General features: G+C 65.3%; 23 protein-coding genes. 13 read left to right on the forward strand and 10 right to left on the reverse strand.

Features of this window, described 5'->3' with window-relative positions; translation table 11 throughout:
- Positions 1-8 precede the first annotated feature (8 nt).
- Positions 9-746 (forward strand): DNA repair protein RecO, encoded by a 738-nt coding sequence (gene recO / locus HCZ97_RS17910; RefSeq protein WP_167690481.1) that lies wholly within the window; start codon positions 9-11, stop codon positions 744-746.
- On the opposite strand, the gene HCZ97_RS17915 is transcribed toward recO, so the two are convergent.
- The 3 genes from HCZ97_RS17915 to HCZ97_RS17925 all read right to left on the reverse strand — a co-directional run bounded on the left by HCZ97_RS17915 (position 743) and on the right by HCZ97_RS17925 (position 2,500).
- On the reverse strand, positions 743-1,168 hold the full coding sequence (locus HCZ97_RS17915) for an META domain-containing protein (RefSeq protein WP_167690482.1): 426 nt from the start codon (positions 1,166-1,168) through the stop codon (positions 743-745). The genes recO and HCZ97_RS17915 overlap by 4 nt on opposite strands.
- Positions 1,149-1,682 (reverse strand): TetR/AcrR family transcriptional regulator, encoded by a 534-nt coding sequence (locus HCZ97_RS17920; protein WP_167690483.1) that lies wholly within the window; start codon positions 1,680-1,682, stop codon positions 1,149-1,151. Before HCZ97_RS17920 ends, HCZ97_RS17915 begins: the two co-directional genes overlap by 20 nt.
- Before the next feature lie 128 nt (positions 1,683-1,810).
- Positions 1,811-2,500, reverse strand: coding sequence for a fumarylacetoacetate hydrolase family protein (locus HCZ97_RS17925; protein WP_167690484.1), 690 nt, complete (start codon positions 2,498-2,500; stop codon positions 1,811-1,813).
- Between the two features lie 105 nt (positions 2,501-2,605).
- Here HCZ97_RS17925 and ade point away from each other — a divergent pair, with 105 nt between their 5' ends.
- From ade to HCZ97_RS17945, 4 genes are all read left to right on the forward strand, one after another.
- Complete coding sequence (gene ade / locus HCZ97_RS17930; protein ID WP_167690485.1) at positions 2,606-4,306, forward strand: adenine deaminase; 1,701 nt, start codon at positions 2,606-2,608, stop codon at positions 4,304-4,306.
- A 125-nt stretch (positions 4,307-4,431) separates the two neighbouring features.
- Entirely contained in the window at positions 4,432-6,531 is a 2,100-nt protein-coding gene (locus tag HCZ97_RS17935; RefSeq protein ID WP_167690486.1) for a 3-hydroxyacyl-CoA dehydrogenase NAD-binding domain-containing protein, read from the forward strand.
- A gap of 3 nt (positions 6,532-6,534) precedes the next feature.
- The gene (locus HCZ97_RS17940) at positions 6,535-7,719 is read left to right on the forward strand and encodes an acyl-CoA dehydrogenase family protein (protein ID WP_167690487.1); all 1,185 of its coding nucleotides are present in this window, start codon (positions 6,535-6,537) and stop codon (positions 7,717-7,719) included.
- Between the two features lie 4 nt (positions 7,720-7,723).
- Positions 7,724-8,785 (forward strand): acyl-CoA dehydrogenase family protein, encoded by a 1,062-nt coding sequence (locus HCZ97_RS17945; RefSeq protein ID WP_167690488.1) that lies wholly within the window; start codon positions 7,724-7,726, stop codon positions 8,783-8,785.
- Between the two features lie 27 nt (positions 8,786-8,812).
- Here the strand turns inward: HCZ97_RS17945 and HCZ97_RS17950 are convergent, their stop codons facing one another.
- Together HCZ97_RS17950 and HCZ97_RS17955 are read right to left on the reverse strand one after the other, a co-directional pair.
- Complete coding sequence (locus HCZ97_RS17950) at positions 8,813-9,955, reverse strand: alkane 1-monooxygenase (RefSeq protein WP_167690489.1); 1,143 nt, start codon at positions 9,953-9,955, stop codon at positions 8,813-8,815.
- A gap of 24 nt (positions 9,956-9,979) precedes the next feature.
- On the reverse strand, positions 9,980-11,053 hold the full coding sequence (locus tag HCZ97_RS17955; RefSeq protein ID WP_175581771.1) for an A/G-specific adenine glycosylase: 1,074 nt from the start codon (positions 11,051-11,053) through the stop codon (positions 9,980-9,982).
- Positions 11,054-11,133: 80 nt separating this feature from the next.
- Here HCZ97_RS17955 and HCZ97_RS17960 point away from each other — a divergent pair, with 80 nt between their 5' ends.
- Positions 11,134-11,640 (forward strand): DUF721 domain-containing protein, encoded by a 507-nt coding sequence (locus tag HCZ97_RS17960; protein WP_167690490.1) that lies wholly within the window; start codon positions 11,134-11,136, stop codon positions 11,638-11,640.
- Between the two features lie 21 nt (positions 11,641-11,661).
- On the forward strand, positions 11,662-12,336 hold the full coding sequence (locus tag HCZ97_RS17965) for a DsbA family protein (protein ID WP_167690491.1): 675 nt from the start codon (positions 11,662-11,664) through the stop codon (positions 12,334-12,336).
- Positions 12,337-12,399: 63 nt separating this feature from the next.
- On the opposite strand, the gene HCZ97_RS17970 is transcribed toward HCZ97_RS17965, so the two are convergent.
- Positions 12,400-13,425: an NADP-dependent oxidoreductase gene (locus HCZ97_RS17970; protein ID WP_167690492.1), complete on the reverse strand. Its 1,026-nt coding sequence runs from the start codon at positions 13,423-13,425 to the stop codon at positions 12,400-12,402.
- A gap of 137 nt (positions 13,426-13,562) precedes the next feature.
- Between HCZ97_RS17970 and smpB the strand changes: the two genes are divergently transcribed.
- The 4 genes from smpB to HCZ97_RS17990 all read left to right on the forward strand — a co-directional run bounded on the left by smpB (position 13,563) and on the right by HCZ97_RS17990 (position 16,832).
- A complete protein-coding gene (gene smpB, locus HCZ97_RS17975; protein ID WP_167690493.1) occupies positions 13,563-14,036 on the forward strand; it encodes an SsrA-binding protein SmpB in 474 nt (157 codons plus the stop codon).
- Between the two features lie 92 nt (positions 14,037-14,128).
- Positions 14,129-14,980, forward strand: a complete 852-nt coding sequence (gene sseA / locus HCZ97_RS17980; protein WP_167690494.1) for a 3-mercaptopyruvate sulfurtransferase — start codon at positions 14,129-14,131, stop codon at positions 14,978-14,980.
- A gap of 7 nt (positions 14,981-14,987) precedes the next feature.
- Positions 14,988-16,175 carry an amino acid aminotransferase gene (locus tag HCZ97_RS17985; protein ID WP_167690495.1) on the forward strand — a complete coding sequence of 396 codons (1,188 nt, stop codon included), beginning with the start codon at positions 14,988-14,990 and terminating at the stop codon, positions 16,173-16,175.
- A gap of 72 nt (positions 16,176-16,247) precedes the next feature.
- Positions 16,248-16,832 carry a VOC family protein gene (locus HCZ97_RS17990; RefSeq protein ID WP_167690496.1) on the forward strand — a complete coding sequence of 195 codons (585 nt, stop codon included), beginning with the start codon at positions 16,248-16,250 and terminating at the stop codon, positions 16,830-16,832.
- 69 nt (positions 16,833-16,901) lie between these two features.
- Here HCZ97_RS17990 and HCZ97_RS17995 read toward each other — a convergent pair whose 3' ends face one another.
- The gene (locus HCZ97_RS17995; RefSeq protein ID WP_119839374.1) at positions 16,902-17,108 is read right to left on the reverse strand and encodes a cold-shock protein; all 207 of its coding nucleotides are present in this window, start codon (positions 17,106-17,108) and stop codon (positions 16,902-16,904) included.
- A 273-nt stretch (positions 17,109-17,381) separates the two neighbouring features.
- Positions 17,382-18,269, reverse strand: a complete 888-nt coding sequence (dapA, locus tag HCZ97_RS18000; protein ID WP_167690497.1) for a 4-hydroxy-tetrahydrodipicolinate synthase — start codon at positions 18,267-18,269, stop codon at positions 17,382-17,384.
- A gap of 140 nt (positions 18,270-18,409) precedes the next feature.
- On the opposite strand from dapA, the gene HCZ97_RS18005 reads away from it, so the two are divergent.
- Positions 18,410-20,440, forward strand: coding sequence for a transglycosylase SLT domain-containing protein (locus HCZ97_RS18005; RefSeq protein ID WP_368484396.1), 2,031 nt, complete (start codon positions 18,410-18,412; stop codon positions 20,438-20,440).
- On the opposite strand, the gene HCZ97_RS18010 is transcribed toward HCZ97_RS18005, so the two are convergent.
- Together HCZ97_RS18010 and mnmD are read right to left on the reverse strand one after the other, a co-directional pair.
- Positions 20,405-21,271, reverse strand: a complete 867-nt coding sequence (locus HCZ97_RS18010; protein ID WP_167690498.1) for a DMT family transporter — start codon at positions 21,269-21,271, stop codon at positions 20,405-20,407. The two genes, HCZ97_RS18005 and HCZ97_RS18010, sit on opposite strands and share 36 nt — an antisense overlap.
- Positions 21,268-21,945, reverse strand: coding sequence for a tRNA (5-methylaminomethyl-2-thiouridine)(34)-methyltransferase MnmD (gene mnmD, locus HCZ97_RS18015; RefSeq protein ID WP_167690499.1), 678 nt, complete (start codon positions 21,943-21,945; stop codon positions 21,268-21,270). The genes HCZ97_RS18010 and mnmD overlap by 4 nt, the downstream gene beginning before the upstream one ends.
- A gap of 55 nt (positions 21,946-22,000) precedes the next feature.
- Here mnmD and HCZ97_RS18020 point away from each other — a divergent pair.
- The coding region (locus HCZ97_RS18020; protein WP_167690500.1) for an FAD-binding oxidoreductase at positions 22,001-22,497 on the forward strand (497 nt) is incomplete at its 3' end.

The following is a 22,497-nucleotide window of genomic DNA, read 5'->3' on the forward strand; positions in this document are numbered from 1 at the left end:
ATCACGAGATGGAGTGGCGAGAAGACGGAATCCTTCTGGCGGTCAGGCGCCACGGCGAGAGCTCTGCGATCATCGAGGTCTTCACCCCGGGGCACGGGCGACATGCCGGAATTGTGCGGGGCGGGGCCTCGCGCAGGTTGGCCCCGGTGTTGCAGCCGGGCGCCCAGCTGGATCTTGCCTGGCGGGCCCGGCTGGAGGCGCACCTGGGGCATTTCAACGTCGAAACCCGGCGCTCGCGATCCGATATCATGGGCAACCGGCTGGCGCTGGCGGGGCTGAACGCGGTCACCGGGCTGCTGGTCTTCTGCCTGCCGGAACGGGCCACCTATCCACGCCTTTACCGCCAGACGGAGCAGCTGCTGGACCTGATGGGCCAGGATGAGATCTGGCCGCTTGCCTATCTTCGCTGGGAACAGGTGCTGCTTGAGGAAATGGGCTTCGGGCTGGACCTTGGGGCCTGCGCCGTCACCGGCGCGCGCGAGGGGCTGGAGTTCCTGTCCCCGCGCACGGGCCGGGCCGTGACCCGTGCGGGCGCGGGGGAGTACGCCGATCGCCTGCTGCCCCTGCCGCCCTGCCTGCTGGGGCTGGGCGATGCCCCGGATGCAGAAGTGCTGGAGGCGCTGAACGTCACCGGCCATTTCCTGCGCAGCAACCTCGCAGAGCACCAGGGCAACAAGCCCCTGCCGGATGCGCGCCAGCGCCTGCTGGACCTGATCCGCAAGCGCATAGCGCGCGAAAGCGCCTAGCGGTAGGGGGCGAACTCAAGCTGGATGCCGGGACCGGACAGGGTCAGCTGCTGCCCGCTGAGCTCTGCCGAGGTCACGCGGGAGAGGGCGGAAAGATAGGTGCTTTCCGCGTCGAGCCGCGCGCAGGCCTTGCGGGTGGTGCTGACGCGCAGCACGCGGAAATCGTGCTCCACCCCGCTCCAGTCGCCGCCATAGGTATTGCAGGGCGCCGTGCCATGCAGCTTGCCCAGCTCCGGCACGCGCAGGGTGGCACGATCCGGGGCCTCTACGCTGATGCCGTTGATCTTGCGGACTTCCCAGGTGGTTTCGGCCGCGACGATGGTCTCTTCCCGGCAGCCGACGGCCAGCAGCAGGGTCAGCAGGGCTGCAAGGGAGGGCGCGCGGAAGGGGAAGGAGCCGCGCTTATCGAAGCGCGAGAACAAGGTCCACCATGCTGTCGAGGGCCGCTTCATTCCCGGGTTCATCCTCGTCCCCGATCTGCACCATGCCGATCTGGGCTGCATAAAGCATACGGGCAATCTCTGGATTGGTCACCCCGATCTGGGCGAGGACCGTGCGGAGGTACTCAAGCCGCCTTGCGTCGATCTCTGCCAGGGTGGCGGCGGCGGCGGGGTCCGTGCGGGCCCAGGCCCTGAGCGCGACTTCGGTGGCGTGTTCGTCAAGGAAGCCCTTGCGCATGATTTCATGCAGGCGGGTGACCGCCTCGCGCCGGTCCGTGGGGCGGGCGGGCGCATTGCCGGCAAGACGGCCCCAGAAATCCAGCAGCGCCTTACGGAAGGCGGGAACATCGGCGAAGTGCCAGTAGAAGGAACCCTTGGTCGTCCCGAGCTCTCTTGCCAGGGGCTCGGCCTTCAGCGCTTCGGGCCCTGCGGCGGCAAGGGCCCTGAGGCCGGCGTTCAGCCAGTCGTCCGGGGAAAGGCGGGGTTTGCGACTCATGGATTAACCATACTGGAATCGCTGCATTGCAGCAATCTGCCGCAGCAGGGGGCGCGGGTGGGACAGGCCCGTCAGATCGGCGAAATGACGCCGCTGCCGGGCCTGCCCTGCGGTGTCTTGCCGAAGGGTCAGTCCGGCGCCGCGATTTCCAGGAAAATCGGGCTAAGTCCTTCGATTTGCCCTTCGATCTTGTCGCCGGGCTGGACCGGGCCGACGCCTTCCGGGGTGCCCGTCAGGATCACGTCGCCCGGGGCCAGGTGATAATAGCCCGATAGGTGGGCCAGGATCGCGGGCACATCGTGGATCATCAGGTCCAGTGTCGAGTCCTGTTTCACTGCCCCATTCTGCAGCAGCGAGATCCGCTGAGACGTCACCGGCCCGAAATCCGCGGCCCGGGTCGCGGTGCCGATGACGGCAGAGGCTTCGACATCCTTGCCCAGGTCCCAGGGGCGCTGCTGCTTGCGTTCGCGCGCCTGAAGGTCGCGCCGGGTCATGTCCAGAGCGCAGGCGTAGCCGTAGACCGCGCCGGCGGCCTCTTCCGCGCTGGCCCGGAAGAGCGGCGCGCCGATGAGCACGGCGAACTCCATCTCGAAATGGTAGTTTTCGGTCCCGCTGGGATAGGGGGTCACGGCACCGGAAAGAACCATGTTGGCGGGAGACTTGGTGAAGTAGAAGGGCTGCTCCGGCACCTCGTTGCCGAACTCTGCGGCATGGGCGGCGTAGTTGCGGCCCACGCAGAAGATCCGGCGGACGGGGTAGCCCGCGGCCTCTCCTGTCACGGGGATGTCGGGAATGGGCGGCAGCGTGAAGAGGCTCATGAGGGCTCCTGTCCTTGTTCGGCACATGGTTACGCCGCCCGGCGGTGCTGGACAAGGCAGGGGCTTCGGGCTTTGCTGGCGGGACCCGAAATGCAGGAGGTCGCCATGACGCTCAAATCCCTATCCGAGATGATTTCACAGGGGCATGGCGATGCGCCTGCCGACCTGGTGCTGCGCGGGGGGCGCGTGCTGGACGTGGTGACCGGCGCGCTGCTGGAGGGGGACGTGGCGATCTGCGGCGAGCGGATCGTGGGCATCATGGACAGCTACGAGGGGCGCGAGGTGATCGACGTCACCGGCAAGATCCTTGTCCCCGGCTTCATCGACACGCACCTGCACATCGAAAGCTCCATGGTCACCCCGCATGAATTCGACCGCTGCGTCGGCCCGTGCGGCGTCACCACCGCGATTTGCGACCCGCATGAGATCGCCAACGTGATCGGCGTGCCGGGGATCGAGTACTTCCTGTCCTGCGCGTCCGAGACGGTGATGGATATCCGGGTGAACCTGTCCTCCTGCGTGCCTTCCAGCCACATGGAGACCGCCGGCGCGCAGATCGAGGCCGAGGACCTGAAGCCGCTGATGGGCCATCCGCAGGGCATCGGGCTGGCGGAGTTCATGAATTACCCCGGTGTGATCTTCCAGGACCCCGGCTGCATGGCCAAGCTTGAGCTGTTCCGGGGCCAGCACATCGACGGGCACTGCCCGCAACTGCTGGGCAAGGGGCTGAACGCCTATATCAGCGCCGGCATCCGGACCGAGCACGAGGCGACCACCGCCGAAGAGGCCCGCGAAAAGCTGCAGAAGGGGATGCGAGTCCTGATCCGCGAAGGCTCCGTCTCAAAGGACATGGTTGCGCTGCAGCCGCTGCTGACGGACCTGACCAGCGCCTACATGTGCCTGTGCACGGATGATCGGAACCCGCTGGATATCGGCGAACACGGGCACCTCGATTTCATGATCCGCGAGCTGATCGCCATGGGCTGCCCGGCGACGGCCGTCTACCGCGCCGCCAGCCTGTCGGCCGCCGAAGCCTTTGGCCTGAAGGATCGCGGCCAGATCACGCCCGGCAAGCGCGCCGATATCGTGGTGATTGACGACCTTGCCACCTGCCGCGCCGAGCTGGTCCTGTCCGGGGGCGTGATCTTCGACGATGCCGCTTTTGCCGCGCGCAGCATCACGCCGCCGGTGGGCCGCAACTCGGTCAAGGCGCCGGTGGTCACCGCCGAGAGCTTCCGCACCAAGGCCAACCGCGAGGACACCGACGTGATCGGCATCCTTGAGGGCAAGATCATCACCGAGCACCTGAAGGAAGAGATCCCGATCGAAGACGGCGACAAGCGCCCCGATCCGGACCGCGACCTGGTGAAGATTGCGGTGGTCGAACGCCATGGGATCAACGGCAATATCGCCAGCGGCTTCGTGAAGGGCTTCGGGCTGAAACGCGGGGCGATTGCCTCGACCGTCTGTCACGATCACCACAACATCGCCTGCGTCGGCGTGGATTACGACGACATGGCCCTGGCGGCCAACAGGCTGGGCGAGATCGAGGGCGGTTTCGTCGTGGTTGAGGGCGGCAAGGTGCTGGCGGAGCTGCCCCTGCCGGTCGCCGGCCTGATGAGCACAGAGCCCTTCGAGGTGGTGCACGAGGCGCTGGTCAAGCTGCGCGCGGCAGCCAAGACGCTGGACGTGGCGCTGGAAGAACCCTTCCTGCAACTGGCCTTCCTGGCGCTGCCGGTGATCCCCGCACTCAAGATCACGGATCGCGGCATGGTCGACGTGGTGAAGTTCGAGATCATCTCGTGACGCTGCGGCATCGCTGAATTTCGCATTGCAAAAAGATTTTCCACACAATTGACCGCTTCGCCCTCAGGTTCTAACTTGCTGGCGAAGCGGGGCCGTTGCCCTGCACCTTGGAAGGGGGGAGCATCATGGCAGATGGCAGCACGGGGCCCGAAGTGGTCTCCATTGAGCGCGAGGGCGATATTGCCCTGATCCGGATCGACAATCCGCCGGTGAACGCCTCCAGTCACGCGGTCCGGCAGGGGCTGTGGAACACGCTGGAAGAGCTGAACGCGGAAGGCACGGCCAAGGCGATCGCGATCTATTGCGCCGGTCGGACCTTCATGGCGGGGGCCGATATCAAGGAGTTCGGCAAGCCGTCCAAGCCGCCGGTCATGCCGGAAGTGCACTCCAAGATCGAACAGAGCGCAATCCCGGTTGTCTCTGTCATTCATGGTACGGCCCTTGGCGGCGGCTTCGAGATGGCGCTGTGCAGCCATGCGCGCGTGGCGATCAAGGGCTCCCGGGTGGGGCTGCCGGAGATCCTGATTGGCCTGCTGCCCGGGGCGGGCGGCACCCAGCGGCTGCCGCGCCTGTCCGGGCTGGAGTTCGCCCTGGACATGAGCCTGTCCGGTCGCCAGGTCGGCGTGGCCGAAGCGCTGGAAAAGGGCGCCATCGACCGCGTGGTCGAGGGGGATCCGCGCGACGTGGCCGTTCATAGCGCAAGGGACCTGGCAGATGGATCGCTGGCCGCGCGGCGCACCGATAAGATCGAGACGGTCTATGACCAGGCGGTGATCGACGCGGCCCTTGCCGGGGTGAAGGCCCGCAGCCCCCACCTGGTGAACCCGGTCAAGACGGTAGAGGCCATCGCGGCCAGCCGCCTGCCCCTGGAAGAGGGCATGAAGATCGAGCGCCAGTGCTTCATGGATTGCATGGAGACCCCGCAGCGCGCCGGCCTGATCCACGCCTTCTTCGGGGAGCGCGCGGTGTCCGGCATCGCAGAGGCCAAGGGCCCCACGCGCGACATCCAGAAGATTGGCGTGATCGGCGGCGGCACCATGGGATCTGGCATCGCGACCTCCTGCCTGCTGGCCGGTATCCCCGTCCGCTTGATAGAGGTCGCAGCAGAGGGTCTGGAGCGTGGCGTGGCCACAATCACCAAGAACCTGGATGGTGCGGTGTCGCGCGGCAAGCTGCCCGCCGACAAGCGCGATGCGGCCATTGCCATGCTGGAGCCTTCGCTTGAGATGGACAGCCTGGCCGACGTGGACCTGGTGCTCGAAGCGGTCTTCGAACAGATGGACGTCAAGCGCGAGATCTTCGGCAAGCTGGACGGCATCTGCAAGCCGGGGGCGATCCTGGCCTCCAATACCTCTTACCTCGACATCAACGAGATCGCCTCTGTCACGTCGCGCCCGCAGGACGTGCTGGGGCTGCACTTTTTCTCACCCGCGCATGTGATGCGGCTACTGGAGATCGTGCAGGGGGAAAAGACCGCGCCAGATGTGCTGGCGACGGGCTTTGCCCTGGCCAAGCGGCTGAAGAAAGTGGGCGTTCTGGCGCAGGTTTGCGACGGGTTCATCGGCAACCGGATCCTGGCGCATTACGGCAAGACGGCCAGCTACCTGGTGCTGGACGGGGCCAGCCCGCAGCAGGTCGATGACGCGCTTGAGGGCTTCGGCTTTGCCATGGGGCCCCATCGTGTGGGCGACCTGGCGGGCCTGGACATCGGCTGGATGACCCGCAAGCGCAAGGCGGCGGATCGGGATCCGGCCGAACGCTACGCCGGCGCGGTGGCTGACCGTATCTGCGAGAACGGCTGGTTCGGGCGCAAGTCCGGCAAGGGCTACTACGTCTACGAGGGCAGCACTCCGCAGCCCAACCCCGAGGTCGCCACGATCATCGACGAGGTCCGCGCGGCAGAGGGCATCACCCCGCGCAGCTTCACGGATGAAGAGATCGTGGACCGCTACATGACGGCCATGATCGCAGAGGCCGCCCGCGTGGTCGAAGACGGCACCGCAAAGCGGCCCGTCGATGTCGATATGGTCTTTCTGTTCGGCTACGGTTTCCCGCGCTTCCGCGGCGGCCCGTTGCATTATGCCGATACGCTGGGCGCGGCGGAGCTGGTCCGCCGGATCGAAGCCTACGCGCAGGAAGATCCCCATTACTGGCAGGTCCCGGACCTGCTGCGGAAGATGGCGGCCGATGGCACCAGCTTCGCCGATCTGAACAAGGAGGGCTGAGAGATGGATCTGAGCTTTACACCGGAAGAACAGGCCTTCCGCGAGGAGGTGCGCAGCTTCTTCGCGCAGAACCTGCCGAAGGACATGTCCGACGCCGTGCGCGCGGGCGGAGAGCTGACCAAGGACATGATGGACCGCTACCATGCGCTCCTGAATGAACGCGGCTGGCTGGGCACGACCTGGCCGAAGGAGTTCGGCGGCCCGGGCTGGAGCCCGGTCCAGCGGCATATCTTCGAGGAAGAGGCTTGTCGCGCCTATGCGCCGCGCATCGTGCCCTTCGGCCTTGCGATGCTGGCCCCGGTGCTGATGAAGTTCGGCACCAAGGAACAGCAGGAAGAATACCTGCCCCGGATCCTGTCCGGTGAGGATTGGTGGTGCCAGGGCTATTCCGAACCCGGTGCGGGCTCTGACCTGGCCAGCCTGAAGACCCGCGCGGTGCGCGATGGCGACGACTACGTGATCAACGGTCAGAAGACCTGGACCACGCTGGGCCAGCACGCGAACAGGATCTTCTGCCTGGTGCGCACGGATCCCGACGTGAAGCCGCAGAAGGGGATCTCCTTCATCCTGGTGGACCTGGACACGCCGGGGATCGAGATGCGCCCGATCAAGCTGATCGAAGGCGGCTACGAGGTGAACGAGGTCTTCTTCACCGATGTGCGCGTTCCTGCCTCCAACCTGGTGGGCGAAGAGAACATGGGCTGGACCATCGCGAAGTTCCTGCTGACCCATGAGCGTACGAACATCGCCGGTGTCGGCTTCTCAATGCAGGCGCTGGAAGAGGTGAAGGCGCTGGCGCGCACCGTGAAGCGCGGCGGCAAGACCCTGGCCGAGGATCCGCTGTTCGCGGCCCGCATCGCCCAGGTGGAAATCGACCTGGAGGCGATGAAGCTGACCAACCTGCGGATGCTCTACAAGGCACAGAAGCAGGGGGCGCCGGGGCCCGAGACCTCCATCCTGAAGATCAAGGGCACGGTGATCGGGCAGGAGCTGAAGGATCTGGCGCGCCGCGCGCTTGGCCCCTCTGCCGCACCCTTCCCGGGCAGTTCGCTGGGGAACCTGGCGCTGGCGCCGGCGGATCACGAAAATGACGCCGCGCGCTACTTCAACAATCGCAAGACCTCGATTTTCGGCGGATCCAACGAGATCCAGCGGAATATCCTGACCAAGACCATGCTGGAGCTCTGAGCCGATGGATTTCGACCTGACCGAAGACCGGCAGATGCTGTCGGACACGCTGACCCGTTACCTGAAGGACAAGTACCCGATCGAAACCCGCACGAAGGTCGCCTACGAGGCCCCCTTCCATGCGCCCGCGCAATGGGATGCCCTTGCCGAGCTGGGCGCGCTTTTCGCGCTGGCGCCGGAAGAGGCGGGCGGTTTCGGCGGCACGGGCTTTGACATCTCCGTGGTGTTCGAGGCACTTGGCGGCGCGCTTTGCCCGGAACCCATCCTGGGCGCCCTGCAGGCCAGCCGCCTGCTGACCAGCGCCGAGGCCGACCAGGAGGCCCTGCTGTCGGGTGCCACGAAATACGCCGTCGGCATCGGAGAGCTGGAAGCCCCCTACGAGCTGGAGAGTATCCAGGCCGAGGCCCGCGCCGCGGGCTCCGATTACCAGGTGTCGGGCCGCAAGAGCGTCGTCTACGGCGGTCAGGTGGCCGATATCTTCCTGGTGGCGGCCAGGCTGGACGGTGAGCTTGCCGTGTTCGAGGTTTCCGCAGCGGATGCCTCGGTGACCGGGTTCGGCATGATCGACGGTGGCGGCGCGGCGGAGCTGGTGCTGGAGGACACGCCCGCGCGCCTTATCCTGAAAGACGCCGAAGCGGCGCTTGAGGATGCGATGAACGCCGGGGTCGTGGCCCTTTGTGCCGAGGCCGTGGGCGCGATGGACGGGAGGAAGGTGATGAAGCTGGAGTACCTGCGCACAAGGAAGGAGGTAGGCGTGCCGATCGGCAAGTTCAAGGTGCTGCAACACCGCGCCGTGGACATGCTGACGGAGATCGAGCAGGCGCGCTCCATCACCATCAAGGCAGCTGCGGAGCTTGGGGGGCCGGATGCGGCGCGCTATGCCTCCATGGCCAAGAACCTGATCGGCCGGGCCGGGCGCCTGATCGCGGAAGAGGCGATCCAGATGCATGGCGGGATCGCGATGACCTGGGAATATCCCGGATCGCATTACGCCAAGCGGCTGATCATGATCGACGCGCAGCTGGGGGACACGGATTACCACCTGTCCCGCGTGATGGCGGCCTGATCCCGGGGCGGGGGGCTGCCCCCCGCCTTACGCCGGATCCTTGTGCCGCCCGGTCTTGTAGGGCGTCCAGTCGGTGATCTCGGGGTAGTACATCATTCGCCATTTGCGGACCCGCGGGTTCATCCGGCGGCGCCAGAGCGGCGGGATCGCGGCAAGGGCGCACATGGCCGGGTAACCCATCGGTAGCTGCGGGGCCTCACCCAGGTCGTGGTTCTGCAGCAGGGCAAAGCTGCGATCGGGGCGCGCGTGGTGATCCGGGTGGCGTTGCAGGTTGATCAGCAGCCAGTTCGTCGACCGGTGCGCCGCGTTCCAGCTGTGGTGCGGCTTGACATGTTCAAAGCGCCCGTTGCCCAGGTACTTGCGCGTCAGCCCGTAGTGTTCGACGTAGTTCGTCAGCTCAAGCAGCCAGACCGCCGTGAAGGCCTGCCACAGGAACAGCACAAGGCCGGTCCAGCCCCCCAGCAGGATGGCCAGCACCAGCATCCCCGCTTGCAGGGCGGCGTAGCGCCAGAAGGGGTTTGACAGGTCCGTGACGGGCAGGCCCTTCCTTTCCAGCCGGGCGGCCTCTGCCCGCCAGGCGGAGGGTGGGCACTGGCGCAGCACGCGCCAGAAGAAATGGAAGAACCCTTCGTTGTAGCGGGCGGTGACGGCATCGCGCGGGGTGCCGACGGCGCTATGATGCACCAGCAGGTGTTCGGAGCGGAAGTGACAGTAGAGCGCCATGGAGAGCAGGATATCGGCCAGCCAGCGCTCTTCCCGGCTCTTGGCGTGCATCAGCTCGTGGCTGTAGACGATGCCGATGGCCCCGGTCATGGAGCCGACGCCGTAGAACAGCACCAACAGTTCCAGGAAGCCCAGGTGATCGGCCTGTGACGCGTACCAGATTGCCCAGAAGAGCGTCAGGAACTGCACCGGCGCCCAGATCAGCGTGATGGCACGATACCAGAACAGGTCTTCCGGCGGGGTTTCGGGATCGAGGTTTTCCTGGTTCAGCCCCAGCACCAGGTCCAGCAGGGTGAACAGCCCGTAGCCGTAAAGCGGCACCAGCAGGACGGTCCAGCCGCCGTTGAGCGCACCGATCACGATCAGGGGCACGATGACCAGGGACAGCCAGAAGGGCGCGGCCCGTGTGAAGCTGGAAAGATCGCGGGTATTGTCCGTGTCGGTCATTGCGGTGCCGGGCCTCCTGGGCGGTTACACCTTGTCTACGAAGCTGTCCCGCGCCAGGTCAAATGCCTTTCGCATCACCGTGGGCAGATCCGAGGGGCGGAAGTCCGAGGGCGGCACGAAGTGGCCCGTCTGCGGCGCTGCATCTGCGGGGACCTCTGCCACCATGATACGCAGGCGCAGGTGGAAGTGGGTGAAGGTGTGGCGGGCCTCTTCCGGCAGCAGCTGCCAGTCGGCCTGCAGGGGCGGCGCATGTGGCGGGACCTCTTCCGCCCAGGGGGAGCCGGGCCAGCCCAGCATCCCGCCCAGCAGCCCCTTGTCCGGGCGGGTTTCCAGCAGGAAGGCCCCGTCGGGCCGCCGCGCCACGTAGGCGATGCCCAGGCGGATCGGCTTGGCCTTCTTCGGCGTCTTCTTGGGCAGCTCTGGCGCGGTGCCTTCCACCCGCGCCTGGCAGGGATCGCGCCATGGGCAGATCCCGCAGGCCGGGTTGCGCGGCGTGCAGATCGTGGCGCCCAGGTCCATGACCGCCTGTGCGTAATCTCCGGGGCGCTCCGGTGGCGTCAGGGAGGCCGCGCGTTCCGTCAGCTCCGGCTTGGCGGCGGGCAGGGGGGTGTGGATGTCGAAGAGCCGTGCCATGACGCGCTCCACGTTGCCGTCAACGACCGTCTCCGGTTGATCGAAGGCGATGGAGGCGATGGCAGAGGCCGTGTAGGGGCCGATGCCGGGCAGGGTGAGCAGGCCTTCGCGGGTGTCGGGGAAGACACCACCATGCTCGCTCATCACCGCGCGGGCGCATTTCAGCAGGTTGCGGGCGCGGGCGTAATAGCCAAGGCCGGCCCATTCGCCCATTACCCGGGCGTCCTCTGCCGCGGCAAGGTCCGCCACGGTGGGCCAGAGCGCGGTAAAGCGCAGGAAATACGCGCGCACGGCCGCTACGGTGGTCTGCTGCAGCATGACCTCCGACATCCAGATGAAATAGGGATCCGGGCGCTGGCCGGCGGCGCGGGCGGCGGGGCCAACGCGCCATGGCATCTCTCTTGCATGGGTGTCATACCAGTCCAGCAGGATCTCGGGCCGGGGATTACCCGCGGTTTCACGCAATCTTTATGCCTCCTTCTGGCTTTACTCTGGTGTGAGCGGCTTGCAGGACTAGAATAGCGCCGAACCAGAGGATGCAACCCATGCCGCGCCGCAAGACGACCACATACGGCTTTACCCGTGCCCACGGCTTGATGGAGACAAAGATCCGCAAGGCAGGAGAGGCGCGTGGGTTTGCAGAGGCGCGGATCATCACCCATTGGGAAGAGGTCGCCGGGGCAGAGATCGCCGCCATCGCCCGCCCGGTGAAGGTGCGCTATCCACGCGGCAAGGATCTTGGCGCGACCCTGGTTCTTCTGACCACCGGGGCCAATGCGCCGGTGCTCGAGATGCAGAAGGAGATGCTGCGCCAGCGGGTCAACGGGACCTATGGCTACAACGCAATCTCCAAGGTCGAGATCACCCAGACCGCGCCCACGGGGTTCGCGGAAGGGCAGGTCGCCTTCAGGACACGCGATGCGGCAAAGAAGCCGGAACCGCCCGATCCGGAACTTGTCGCCCGTGCGGCGGAAGTGGCGGATGGCATCCGGGACGAAGGGCTCAAGTCCGCGCTTGAGCAGCTTGCGCGCAACGTTTTAAGAACTTCGTGAATTTAGGAAAGGAATCCCTCGATGGATCGCAGGACCCTCATCGGAGGCGGCGTTGCCGCGGTTGCCCTGTTGGCGGCTGGTGGCTACTGGTACACCTCCCGTGACGCTGACACGGCCCAGACAGAGGTCGAGACGGCCGACGCCGAGTCTCTTGAAGATGTCGACACCTCCTCCATCACGGAGATGACCCTGGGCAGCCCGGATGCGCCGGTCACGCTGATCGAGTATGCCTCTTTCACCTGCCCGCATTGCCAGCACTTCCACGAGACGGTGTTTGATCAGCTCAAGGCGAATTACATCGATACCGGCAAGGTGCGCTTCATCTACCGTGATGTCTATTTCGACCGCTACGGCCTTTGGGCGTCGCTGATCGCGCGCTGCGATGACGGGATGCGGTTCTTCGGCATCTCCGACATGCTTTACAACCAGCAGGAACAATGGCTGCGTGGCGCCAAGAACGAGGCCGAGATCGCGGACAACCTGCGCCGCCTTGGCAAGGTTGCCGGCATGGACGATGCCAAGATCGACGCCTGCATGGGCGATGAGGAAAAGGCCCGGACCCTGGTGGCCTGGTACCAGCAGCACGCCGCTGCGGACAATGTGACCGGCACGCCGACCCTGATCATCAACGGCGAGTCCTATTCCAACATGTCTTACCCCGATCTGGCGGCGGTCCTGGACGAAAAGCTGGGCTGATCCGGCCGTGAAATCATGAAAGGCCGGGGCATCACTCCCGGCCTTTCGCATTTGGAGCAGGGCTCAGGCGATCTTGACCACCTGCTTGCCCTTGTTGCCGCCCTTGAGCATCGAGAAGAAGGCGCCCGGCGCATTCTCAAGCCCTTCGGCCACGTCTTCGAGATAGGCGATCTCACCGGCTTTCACCTTGGGGCCGACCTCTGCCAAGAACTCCCCGAAGCGGGACACGTGATCGGTCTGCAGCAGGCCCTGGATCGTCAGGCGCTTGACGAGGGCCACGCGCCAGAGCTTCTGCAGCGGCATGTCCCCGGTTTCGTCGCTTTCGCCGGAATACCAGGCGATCATCCCGCAGATGATGATCCGTCCGTGCAGGTTCATCACCGGCAGCACGCCCCCCAGCACATGGCCGCCGACGTTTTCAAAGTAGACGTCCACGCCCTTCGGGCATTCCTTGTGAAGCGTCTCCATCATGTCGAGCGCCCCCGAGTGGGCGCGGTGGTCGATACAGGCGTCAAACCCGAAGGTGTCGGTCGCCATGGCGCATTTCTCTGGCCCACCGGCCACGCCGACCACGTGCAGCCCGGCCTGCTTGGCCAGCTGCCCGACCATTGAGCCGACCGGCCCCGTTGCGGCGGCTACCACCAGCGTCTCACCGGGTTTCATGTCGCCGTAGGCCGCAAGCCCTGACCAGGCCGTGAACCCGGGCATCCCCAGCACGCCAAGCGCGGTGGAGGGCGGCAGATCCGGATCGAGCTTGCGCAGCGCCTTGCCGGGCAGGCAGCCGTGGCTGGCCCAGCCGAACATGCCGAAGACCAGGTCCCCTTCGCTGAAGGCCGGGTCGCGCGACGCCAGGACCTCTCCCACGCCGCCGGCGCCCATGGTCTGGTCCAGCTCCTGTGGGGCGGTGTAGCTTTTGACGTAATCCATCCGGCCCCGCATGTAGGGATCCAGGGAGATGTAGGTCACCCTTACCAGCACCTCTCCGGCCTCTGGGGTGGGCATGGGAATGTCTTCCATCCGGAAGTCCTTTTCCACGGGGAAACCCTGTGGGCGCCTGGCCAGAACGATCCGCTGCATCATGTCTGTCATCTTGAAATCCTCTCCTGCGCACACAGGTTAGCGCCTTGCGGGAATTATCCAACCGCTACACGGAAAATCTTTCCGCATCCTTGCCGGGCTGGCCGTGATGGACAGTGCCCCCCGAACCGAAGTAAAGAAGCGCGATCATGGCACAGAAGAAATCAGACCCGAATTACAAGGTAGTCGCCGAGAACCGGCGCGCGCGCTTCGATTACGCGATCGAGGACGATATCGAATGCGGTATCCAGCTGATGGGGTCCGAGGTGAAGTCCCTGCGCACCGGCCAATCCAACATTGCCGAAAGCTACGCAACGGTGGACGAAGGAGAGCTCTGGCTGGTCAATTCCTACATCGCCCCCTACGATCAGGCGATGTTCGGTCATGAGGACCGCCGCCGACGCAAGTTGCTGGTCTCCAAGAAGGAATTGGCGAACCTCTGGAAGTCGACGCAGCGCGAAGGCATGACGCTTGTGCCCCTGGTTCTCTACTTCAACCATCGCGGCATGGCCAAGATCAAGCTGGGCATCGCCAAGGGCAAGAAGAACCACGACAAGCGCGCGACCGAGGCAAAACGCGACTGGGGCCGGCAGAAGCAGCGGCTTCTGAAAGAGAACCACTAGGGCGCGATCCGGGCAAAGGCTTGCGTATCGGTGGCGGGACGGCTAGGGAATCAGCGATTTCCCCGTGAATACCAAGCGAGAGGCGCGGTCTGGTGCAGGATGATCCAAAGGTTCTGGTTTCGACAGAGTGGCTTTCACAGCATCTGAAGGATCCCGATCTGCGGATTCTGGATGCCAGCTGGTTCATGCCTGACGCGGGCCGTGACGGGAAAGAGGAATACCTTTCCCAGCATATCCCCGGCGCACGTTTCTTCGATATCGACGATATCAGCGACCACCGCTCGGAACTGCCGCACATGGCGCCGCCGGTGGAAAAGTTCATGTCCCGCCTGCGGGCCATGGGGGTTGGCGATGGTCACCAGGTGGTGATCTATGACAGCCAGGGGATCTTTTCCGCCGCCCGTGCCTGGTGGCTGTTCCGCCTGATGGGGCAGTTCGACGTGGCCGTGCTGGACGGGGGCCTTCCCAAGTGGATCGCCGAAGGGCGCGAGGTCGAGGACCTTGATCCCGTGATCCGTGACCGGCACATGACCGTCCGCCGCCAGAACCAGCTGGTCAAGGATGTCACCCAGGTCAGCTCTGCCTCCAAGCTGGGGGATTACGAGATCGTCGATGTCCGTGCCGCGCCGCGTTTCCGTGGCGAGGTGCCGGAGCCCCGTGCCGGCCTGCGTTCGGGCCATATCCCCGGTGCCAAGAACGTGCCCTTCGCGGATCTTATGACCCAGAAAGGCACGATGAAGGAACCGAATGAGCTGACAGCGGTTCTGGAAAAGGCAGATGTCGACCTGTCCAAGCCTGTCATCGCCAGCTGCGGCTCGGGCGTGACGGCGGCCATCCTGTGCCTGGCGCTGGAGCGGATCGGCAAGACGGACCATGCAATTTATGACGGCTCCTGGGCAGAGTGGGGAGCGTTCTCCACCTTGCCGGTAGCCACCGGAGAGTGAGAGACAGATGTTCGAGACCCTCAAGGAACAACCCGCTGACAAGATCCTGGAGCTGATTGGCCTGTTCAAGGCAGATCCGCGCGAGCAGAAGATCGACCTTGGCGTGGGCGTCTACAAGAACGCCGAAGGTGTGACCCCGGTCATGCGCGCGGTCAAGGCTGCGGAAAAGCGGATCTGGGAAGAGCAGACCACCAAGGCCTATACCGGCCTCGCGGGCGATCCGGTCTTCGTCGACACGATGATCGACCTTGTTCTGGGTGACAGCGTCCCGCGTGAGAACGTGGCCGCCGTGACCACGCCCGGTGGCACCGGTGCCGTGCGCCAGGCCTTTGAGCTGACGCGCGTGGCGACTCCGGGCGCACGGGTCTTCGTTTCCGACCCGACCTGGCCGAACCACCTGTCGATCCTGAAGTACCTTGGCATGGAAACCCACGCCTACCGCTACTTCGACAGCGAGACCGGTGGCGTGAACTTCGACGGCATGATGGCCGACCTGAAGGACGGGCTGAAGGCGGGCGACGTCGTGCTGCTGCATGGCTGCTGCCACAACCCCACCGGCGCCAACCTGAACATGGTCCAGTGGCGCGAAGTCGTGGCCCTGCTGAACGAAAAGGGCGCCGTGCCGATGATCGACATCGCCTACCAGGGCTTTGGCGATGGTCTGGACGAGGATGCCGCCGGCACCCGCTATGTCGCGGCAAACGTGCCGGAGCTGCTGATCGCGGCCTCCTGCTCCAAGAACTTCGGGATCTACCGCGAGCGTACCGGCCTGCTGATGGCGATTGGCCAGGACGCGTCGCGCAAACCGGTGACCCAGGGCATGCTGGCCTTCCTGAACCGTCAGAACTTCTCCTTCCCGCCGGATCACGGCGCACGGGTGGTGGGCACCATCCTGTCGGATGACGCGCTGCGCGCGGACTGGAAAGCGGAACTGGAAGACGTGCGTCTTGGCATGCTGGAGCTGCGCAAGCAGCTTGCCGGTGAGCTGCAGCGCCTGTCCGGCTCTGACCGCTTCGCCTTCCTGGGTGAGCACCGTGGCATGTTCTCGCGCCTGGGAACGACGCCGGAGATGGTGCAGAAGATGCGCGACGAAAGCGGCATCTACATGGTTGGGGATTCGCGGATGAACATCGCCGGCCTGAACACCAAGACCGTGCCGATCCTGGCAAAGGCGATCATCGACGCCGGCGTCTGACCCCCTTTAGGCGGTTGACCTGAAAAGCCCTTCTGGCGCACCCTTCCTGCCAAACGCGGGGAGGGTGTTTTCATGAGAAAGCTACAGGTTCAGGGGGTGCATCACATCACCATCACGGGGGCGGATCGCCAGACGAGCATCGATTTCTGGGAAGGCGTGCTTGGCATGCCTTTCGTCTTCGATCAGCCGAACCTGGATGATCCCAACCAGGGGCATCTCTACTTTGATCCGGGTGATGGGCGTTTGATCACCATCTTCACCAATGAAGATCGCAAGCCGGTCCATGACCGCACGCCGATGGACCCGGGCTGTGTTCACCACATTGCCTTCAACGTGTCCCAGGCGACCTTCAGTCAGGCCGTGACCCGGCTGGATGAGCGCGGCATCAAGCATTCCGGCGTGAAGGACAGGGGGTTCATGGATTCGATCTATTTCAAGGATCCGCTTGGCCTGTTGATCGAACTGGCCAGCTACAAGTTCTTCCCGCCCGCCGGGTCAAGCCATGCAGAGGTCCTGCTGGAGGCGCACAAAATTCGCGTCGCGCGCGGGGATTACAACATTGCCGAAGAGCATCTTGCCGACGCGATCGAGCTGATCTGCGAGCGCAGCACCGGCACGCTGTCCGAGAACCGTGGTCCGGCTGATCCCTACAGCTGACAGACCCCGCAAACGCAAAACGCGGCCCTCGAAGAGGACCGCGTTTCGTTAGTGCTAAGCCGGTTGGGCTTATGCCAGCGCGATGTTCGACGCCGACTCACGGCCGTCACGGCCGGATTCGATGTCGAAGGTCACTTTCTGGTTGTCGGCCAGGCCGGTCAGGCCAGCGCGCTCAACGGCAGAGATGTGCACGAAGACATCTTTGCTGCCGCCGTCGGGTGCGATGAAGCCGAAGCCTTTAGTAGTGTTGAACCATTTCACGGTGCCAGTGGCCATATCCGTAATCTCCATAATAGGTCTGTCCGCAACATGCGACAGCTTGGCGTGGTCGGTCTGGATCGAAGGACTGAGCGCCGTATTAGGGAGACAGTGGTCGAAAAAGAATAACGTCTGCAGGCCGTGCCTAACAGCTTCCGGTTGCCATTCCAACAAATCTTTTCGGAATCTCGCACAAAGCTTTGCGGCATAGCGGGCGAGGCCCTTGCCACGTTGAAGAAAAAGGGCCGCGGCTTTGCAGCGCGCGGCCCGGTAAATCCGATGCGGATGGCGTCAGGCGGCTGCTTTTTCCAGCAGGCCGGCGTGTTTCATCGCGGAACGAATCTGTTCCTTGGTGCTGTCTTCCAGCTCCGTCAGGGGCAGGCGCACCTCTGCCGAGCACAGGCCCAGCTCGGACATCGCGAACTTGACGCCGCAGAGGCCGGGTTCAACGAAGATCGCTTCGTGCAGCGGCATCAGCAGGTCCTGGTAGGCCAGGGCCTTCTTGTAATCGCCGGCCAGCGTTGCGGCCTGCATGTCTGCGCAGAGCTTGGGTGCGACGTTGGCCGTGACGGAGATGCAGCCGACGCCGCCCATGGCGTTGAAACCGACGGCGGTCGCGTCTTCGCCGGAAAGCTGGCAGAAGTCCGGGCCGCAGGCCATGCGGGTCTGGGCCACGCGGGCCAGGTCGCCGGTGGCATCCTTGACGCCGATGATCCGGGGTAGCTTGGACAATTCGGCCATGGTCGCGGTCTTCATGTCGATGACCGAGCGACCGGGGATGTTGTAGATCACGATCGGAAGGTCAGCGGCATCATGCATCGCCGTGTAATGGGCAATCAGCCCGCGCGCGGTCGGCTTGTTGTAGTAGGGCGTCACCACAAGGGCGGCATCTGCGCCGACTTCGGCGGCATGGGTGATCAGCCGCACGCCTTCCTTGGTGTTGTTCGCACCAGCACCGGCAATGACCTGGATGCGACCGGCGGCGAATTTCACCACCTCTTCGACGACAACTTCGTGCTCGCGCAGGCTCAGCGTGGGCGATTCGCCCGTGGTGCCCACGGGAACCAGCCCGGAAGAGCCCTGGTCAACATGCCAGTCGACCAGCTTCTTGAGGCATTCCAGATCCAGCTCGCCGTCCTTGAACGGCGTGACCAGTGCGGGTATTGACCCTGTAAACATGACACGCTCCTTTCATCGTGGCGGGCGGCGGGAATCCGCGGACCCGGAGAGAAACTGCCGTTCTGCCGGGATTGTGAGTTGAGGGCAGGACACGGCAAGTTATCCTCGGAGCGTCTATCCAGAAGCTCGGGGCAAAACAAGTGACGGCAACGCGTTTCGCGGCGCTTTTCGCGGCATCCTGCCTGCTGACCGGCGCTCCGGCAGAGGCTCAGACCCTTTCGCAAACCGCGATTCTCGCGGAAGGGGCCGGTTTGGCCCCGGAGCGTGGCATGCGGCCACGCCCGCTGAGCTGGGCGCTGATCGCCGCGCGCAGCGGGGATTACGAAACGGCTGCCCGAATTGCCCTGCGGGATGGCCCCGTCGCCCTGGCCCTGGTCGAATGGACACGCCTGCGCGAAGGCGACGGTTCCCCGCAGGAAGTGCTGGCCTTCCTGGAGGCCCACGGCGACTGGCCGGGGCTGGATCTGCTGCGCGCCCGCAGTGAACCCGCCTTTGCCGCGGCGGACCCCAGTGAGGTTCTTCAGTTCTTCAAAGACATCGCGCCTGTGACCGGCATCGGCACCATCGCCCTCGCGGATGCATTGCGCGCCGAGGGTCAGGAAGAGGAAGCGGATGCTGCGCTGATCCGGGCCTGGCGCTCCATGCGGTTGAGCCCAGCGTTGCAATCCACGCTTCTGATCGGGCACGAGGATCTTCTGGCCCCCTACCATGCAGAGCGGCTGAACATGCTCTACTGGGAAAGCGGCGCCGAAGAGCTGCAGGGCATGAAGGATATTGCCCCTGCGCGCGACTGGGCGCTGGCGCAGGCAATCCGGCTGGCCCGCGTTGGGGCAGAAGGGGCGGAGGCGGCCATCGCGGCCCTGCCGGAGGAAGATCGCGCCGATGGCACGCTTGCCTATGCGAAATTCCGCGCGCTGGTCGCCCAAGGGAAGAGCACGGCCGCGAAAGCCCTGATGGAGGCGCAGAGCAAGATCGAAGGCGGGTTGGACCGGCCTGAGGCCTGGGCCAGCGAACGCCGCGCCTATGTCCGCGAAGAGATGCGCGCGGGAAATGATGCGCTGGCCTACAGCCTTGCGGCCAATCACCAGCTGACTTCCGGCGGGCAGTTCGCGGACCTTGAGTGGCTGGCCGGCTATATCGCCCTGCGTCGGCTGAACCGTCCGGAAGAGGCCATAGGGCATTTCGAAAGGCTGCGGGCCGGGATCGAGACTCCGATCTCCCTCGGGCGGGCCTATTACTGGATCGGGCGCGCCAACGAGGCGGCGGGGAACGATGCTGCGGCCCGTGCCGCCTACCGGGCCGGTGGTGAGCATCAGACCACATTCTACGGCCTGCTGGCGGCGGAAAAGGCGGGGCTTGAAGCCGATCCCTCCCTTGCCGGCGCGGCGGAGACGCCGGATTGGCGAGAGGCCGGTTTCGCAGGATCGGACCTGCGCGAGGCGGCGGCCCTGCTGCGCGCTGCCGGAGAGGACTGGCGCGCAGAGCTGTTCCTGCGGGCCCTGGCCGATACGCTGGACGCCGATGGGCTGTCCGCCCTTGGAGGCATGGCCGAAGAATGGGGCGATCCGCATCTGCAGGTGATGATCGGCAAATGGGCCGCGTCGCGGGGGATCGTCCTGCCGCGCCATTACTACGCGCTGCACCCGCTGGCCCGGATGGATCTGCCCGTGGTGCCAGAGCTGGCCCTTGCCATCGCCCGGCGGGAAAGCGAATTCGATCCGGGCGTCATGAGCGGTGCCGGCGCGGGTGGGCTCATGCAGTTGATGCCCGGCACGGCCAGCGACATGGCGCAGGAGCTGGGCCTGACCGATCACAACCGCGCGCGCCTGACCTCTGACTGGCAGCACAACGCCGCGCTCGGCTCTGCCTACCTGGCCGATCTGGGCAAGAAGTTCTGGGGCAATGTGGTGCTGGTGTCCGTGGGTTACAACGCAGGGCCGGGCCGGTCCTACCAGTGGACGGAAAGCCTGGGCGATCCGCGGGTCCCGGGCGTGGATGTCGTCGACTGGATCGAGGCGATCCCCTTCCGGGAGACCCGCAACTACGTCCAGCGCGTGGCGGAAAGCCTTCCGGTCTACCGCGCGAGGCTGGGTCTGGATCCGCTGCCCATCCCCTTCAGTGCCGAGCTTCAGGGCTCAACGCTGATGCCGCTCGCGCCAGAGGGTAAATAGGCCCGCGCCGATCACGACGGCCGCGCCGACGATGACGTTCGGCTGCAGGGTCTCTCCGAAGATGTAGATCCCGACGAGCGAGCCGAAGAACAGCTGAAGGTAGGCAAAGGGCTGAACGGCCGAAGCCTCGGCAATGGCATAGACGCGGATCAGCAGGTAATGCCCCAGCATGCCGACGCAGCAGAGCAGCAACATCCAGGCCCAGTCCGGCGCGGTCATCGGTTCCCAGAACCAGATGCCGATGACGCTCATCACGACGCAGCCGACGGTGCCGTTCCAGTAGAAGGTTGTCACGGCGCTGTCCTGCCGGGCCACGTAGCGGTTGAGCAGGCCGTAGACCGCGAACATCAGGGCAGAGACCAAGGGCAGCAGCGCGGCCGGAGAGAAGACGCCGAAACCGGGGCGGATGATGATCAGCACGCCGATGAAGCCGACGCCGATCGCCAGCCAGCGCCGCCAGCCCACGCGCTCGCCCAGGATCGGGCCGGAAAGGGCCGCGATGAGCAGCGGGTAGGCGATGAAGATCGCCTGGCTGTCGATGATGCCCATCAGGGTGAACCCCGCGACCAGGGTGCAGATCTCCAGCGCAAGCAGGGCGCTGCGGAAGCCCTGGACCAGGGGTTGCCTGGTATAGAGGGCGGCGCGGACGCTTCCGACCTGGCGCTTGGCAATGGCGATGACGAAGGCCGCGAAGAACCAGTAGCGGATCATCACCACCATCAGCACGTTGTATTCCCCAGCCAGGTGGCGCGAGATGCCGTCCTGGACGGAAAAGACAGCCGTGGTGAGGATCATCAGCCAGATACCCAGCCGCGTGTTCTGTTCGGTCATTCAGTTTCCGTGGCCTTCCGGGCCTTCGTCATATGTCTCTTGCGCCCGAAGCCGGGATCGCGCCAGACTTCGAAACCCGCCTCTGCCAGGCCTCGGCGGACATGGCCGGCAGCGGTATAGGTCGCGGCGGTGCCCTGGGGCGCGGTGTGATCGACGACCGCTTGCAGAAGGGCCGGTTCCCAGAGTTCGGGGTTCTTGGCCGGGGCGAAACCGTCAAGGAACCAGGCGTCGGCCTGTCCGTCCCAGGCGGGCAGTGTCTTTCGCGCATCGCCTTCAATCAGACGGAAGTCCAGATCCCGCAGCGTAAAGGCGTGCTTTCCGAAATGCGGGGAAAGCTCTTCCGTGAGGTCGGCGATTTCGGGAAAGGCGGCCTGGGCGCGGCGCATGTCCTCTGCCGTCATCGGGTAGGCTTCGAAGGTGGTGAAGCGCAGGGTGCCGGCCTGGCCGCTTTCGCGCCAGAGCCTGAGCGCCGCCAGCAGGTTGAGACCGGTGCCGAAGCCCAGCTCTGCCACGTGGAAGCCATCGGCAAAGCGCGCGGGCAGGTCGTTGCCGGCCAGAAAGACATGGGCGGTTTCGGCCAGGCCGTTGCCAAGGCTGAAGTAGGGGTCATCAAAGCGGGTGGCCACGGGGACATCGTCCTCGGTCCATTCCAGCTCGGGCGGCTGGTCCTGCATGGCGGGAACCTTTACGAGGTGGGTAGGACCCGGACCATGAAACGGAGCAGGCAGAATGGCAAGCGTGGACGTGACGGTGAAAGGCGCGGGCATCTTCGGGCTGAGCTGCGCCTGGGCATGCCTTCAACGGGGCGCGCGGGTGCGGGTCGTGGATCCCTTCGGGCCGGGGGCGGGGGCCTCTGGCGGGATCGTCGGCGCGCTGGCGCCCCATGTGCCGGAAAATTGGAACGACAAGAAGCAGTTCCAGCTGGAAAGCCTGCTGATGGCCGAAGGGTTCTGGGCGGAAGTGGCGGAGGTTTCGGGCGAAGATCCGGGTTACCTGCGCTCGGGGCGCGTGCAGCCGCTTGCCGATGAACGCGCGGTGGAACTGGCGCGGACACGGGAAGGCACCGCGGCAGAGCTGTGGCGCGGCGAAGCCGTCTGGCGCGTGGTGGAGGCGACCGGAGAGGGCTGGGAGCCGCTCTCTCCCTCCGGCTGGCTGGTCGAGGATACGCTGACAGGCCGGATGCATCCCCGCATGGCCTGCGCCGCGCTGACGGCCGCGATCCGGGC

The organism is Pseudooceanicola sp. HF7, from assembly GCF_011806405.1.
GTDB lineage: Bacteria > Pseudomonadota > Alphaproteobacteria > Rhodobacterales > Rhodobacteraceae > Pseudooceanicola.

Bases quoted from the DNA above. Each gene is read 5' to 3' on its own strand.
- ade (WP_167690485.1), top strand. From the start codon at position 2,606: ATGACGCTCAAATCCCTATCCGAGATGATTTCACAGGGGCATGGCGAT.
- HCZ97_RS17990 (WP_167690496.1), top strand. From the start codon at position 16,248: ATGAGAAAGCTACAGGTTCAGGGGGTGCATCACATCACCATCACGGGG.
- HCZ97_RS17945 (WP_167690488.1), top strand. From the start codon at position 7,724: ATGGATTTCGACCTGACCGAAGACCGGCAGATGCTGTCGGACACGCTG.
- dapA (WP_167690497.1), bottom strand. From the start codon at position 18,269: ATGTTTACAGGGTCAATACCCGCACTGGTCACGCCGTTCAAGGACGGC.
- mnmD (WP_167690499.1), bottom strand. From the start codon at position 21,945: ATGCAGGACCAGCCGCCCGAGCTGGAATGGACCGAGGACGATGTCCCC.
- HCZ97_RS17950 (WP_167690489.1), bottom strand. From the start codon at position 9,955: ATGACCGACACGGACAATACCCGCGATCTTTCCAGCTTCACACGGGCC.
- HCZ97_RS17985 (WP_167690495.1), top strand. From the start codon at position 14,988: ATGTTCGAGACCCTCAAGGAACAACCCGCTGACAAGATCCTGGAGCTG.
- HCZ97_RS17935 (WP_167690486.1), top strand. From the start codon at position 4,432: ATGGCAGATGGCAGCACGGGGCCCGAAGTGGTCTCCATTGAGCGCGAG.
- HCZ97_RS17925 (WP_167690484.1), bottom strand. From the start codon at position 2,500: ATGAGCCTCTTCACGCTGCCGCCCATTCCCGACATCCCCGTGACAGGA.
- HCZ97_RS17940 (WP_167690487.1), top strand. From the start codon at position 6,535: ATGGATCTGAGCTTTACACCGGAAGAACAGGCCTTCCGCGAGGAGGTG.
- HCZ97_RS17970 (WP_167690492.1), bottom strand. From the start codon at position 13,425: ATGACAGACATGATGCAGCGGATCGTTCTGGCCAGGCGCCCACAGGGT.
- HCZ97_RS17995 (WP_119839374.1), bottom strand. From the start codon at position 17,108: ATGGCCACTGGCACCGTGAAATGGTTCAACACTACTAAAGGCTTCGGC.
- HCZ97_RS17920 (WP_167690483.1), bottom strand. From the start codon at position 1,682: ATGAGTCGCAAACCCCGCCTTTCCCCGGACGACTGGCTGAACGCCGGC.
- HCZ97_RS17965 (WP_167690491.1), top strand. From the start codon at position 11,662: ATGGATCGCAGGACCCTCATCGGAGGCGGCGTTGCCGCGGTTGCCCTG.
- HCZ97_RS17960 (WP_167690490.1), top strand. From the start codon at position 11,134: ATGCCGCGCCGCAAGACGACCACATACGGCTTTACCCGTGCCCACGGC.
- recO (WP_167690481.1), top strand. From the start codon at position 9: ATGGAGTGGCGAGAAGACGGAATCCTTCTGGCGGTCAGGCGCCACGGC.
- smpB (WP_167690493.1), top strand. From the start codon at position 13,563: ATGGCACAGAAGAAATCAGACCCGAATTACAAGGTAGTCGCCGAGAAC.
- HCZ97_RS18010 (WP_167690498.1), bottom strand. From the start codon at position 21,271: ATGACCGAACAGAACACGCGGCTGGGTATCTGGCTGATGATCCTCACC.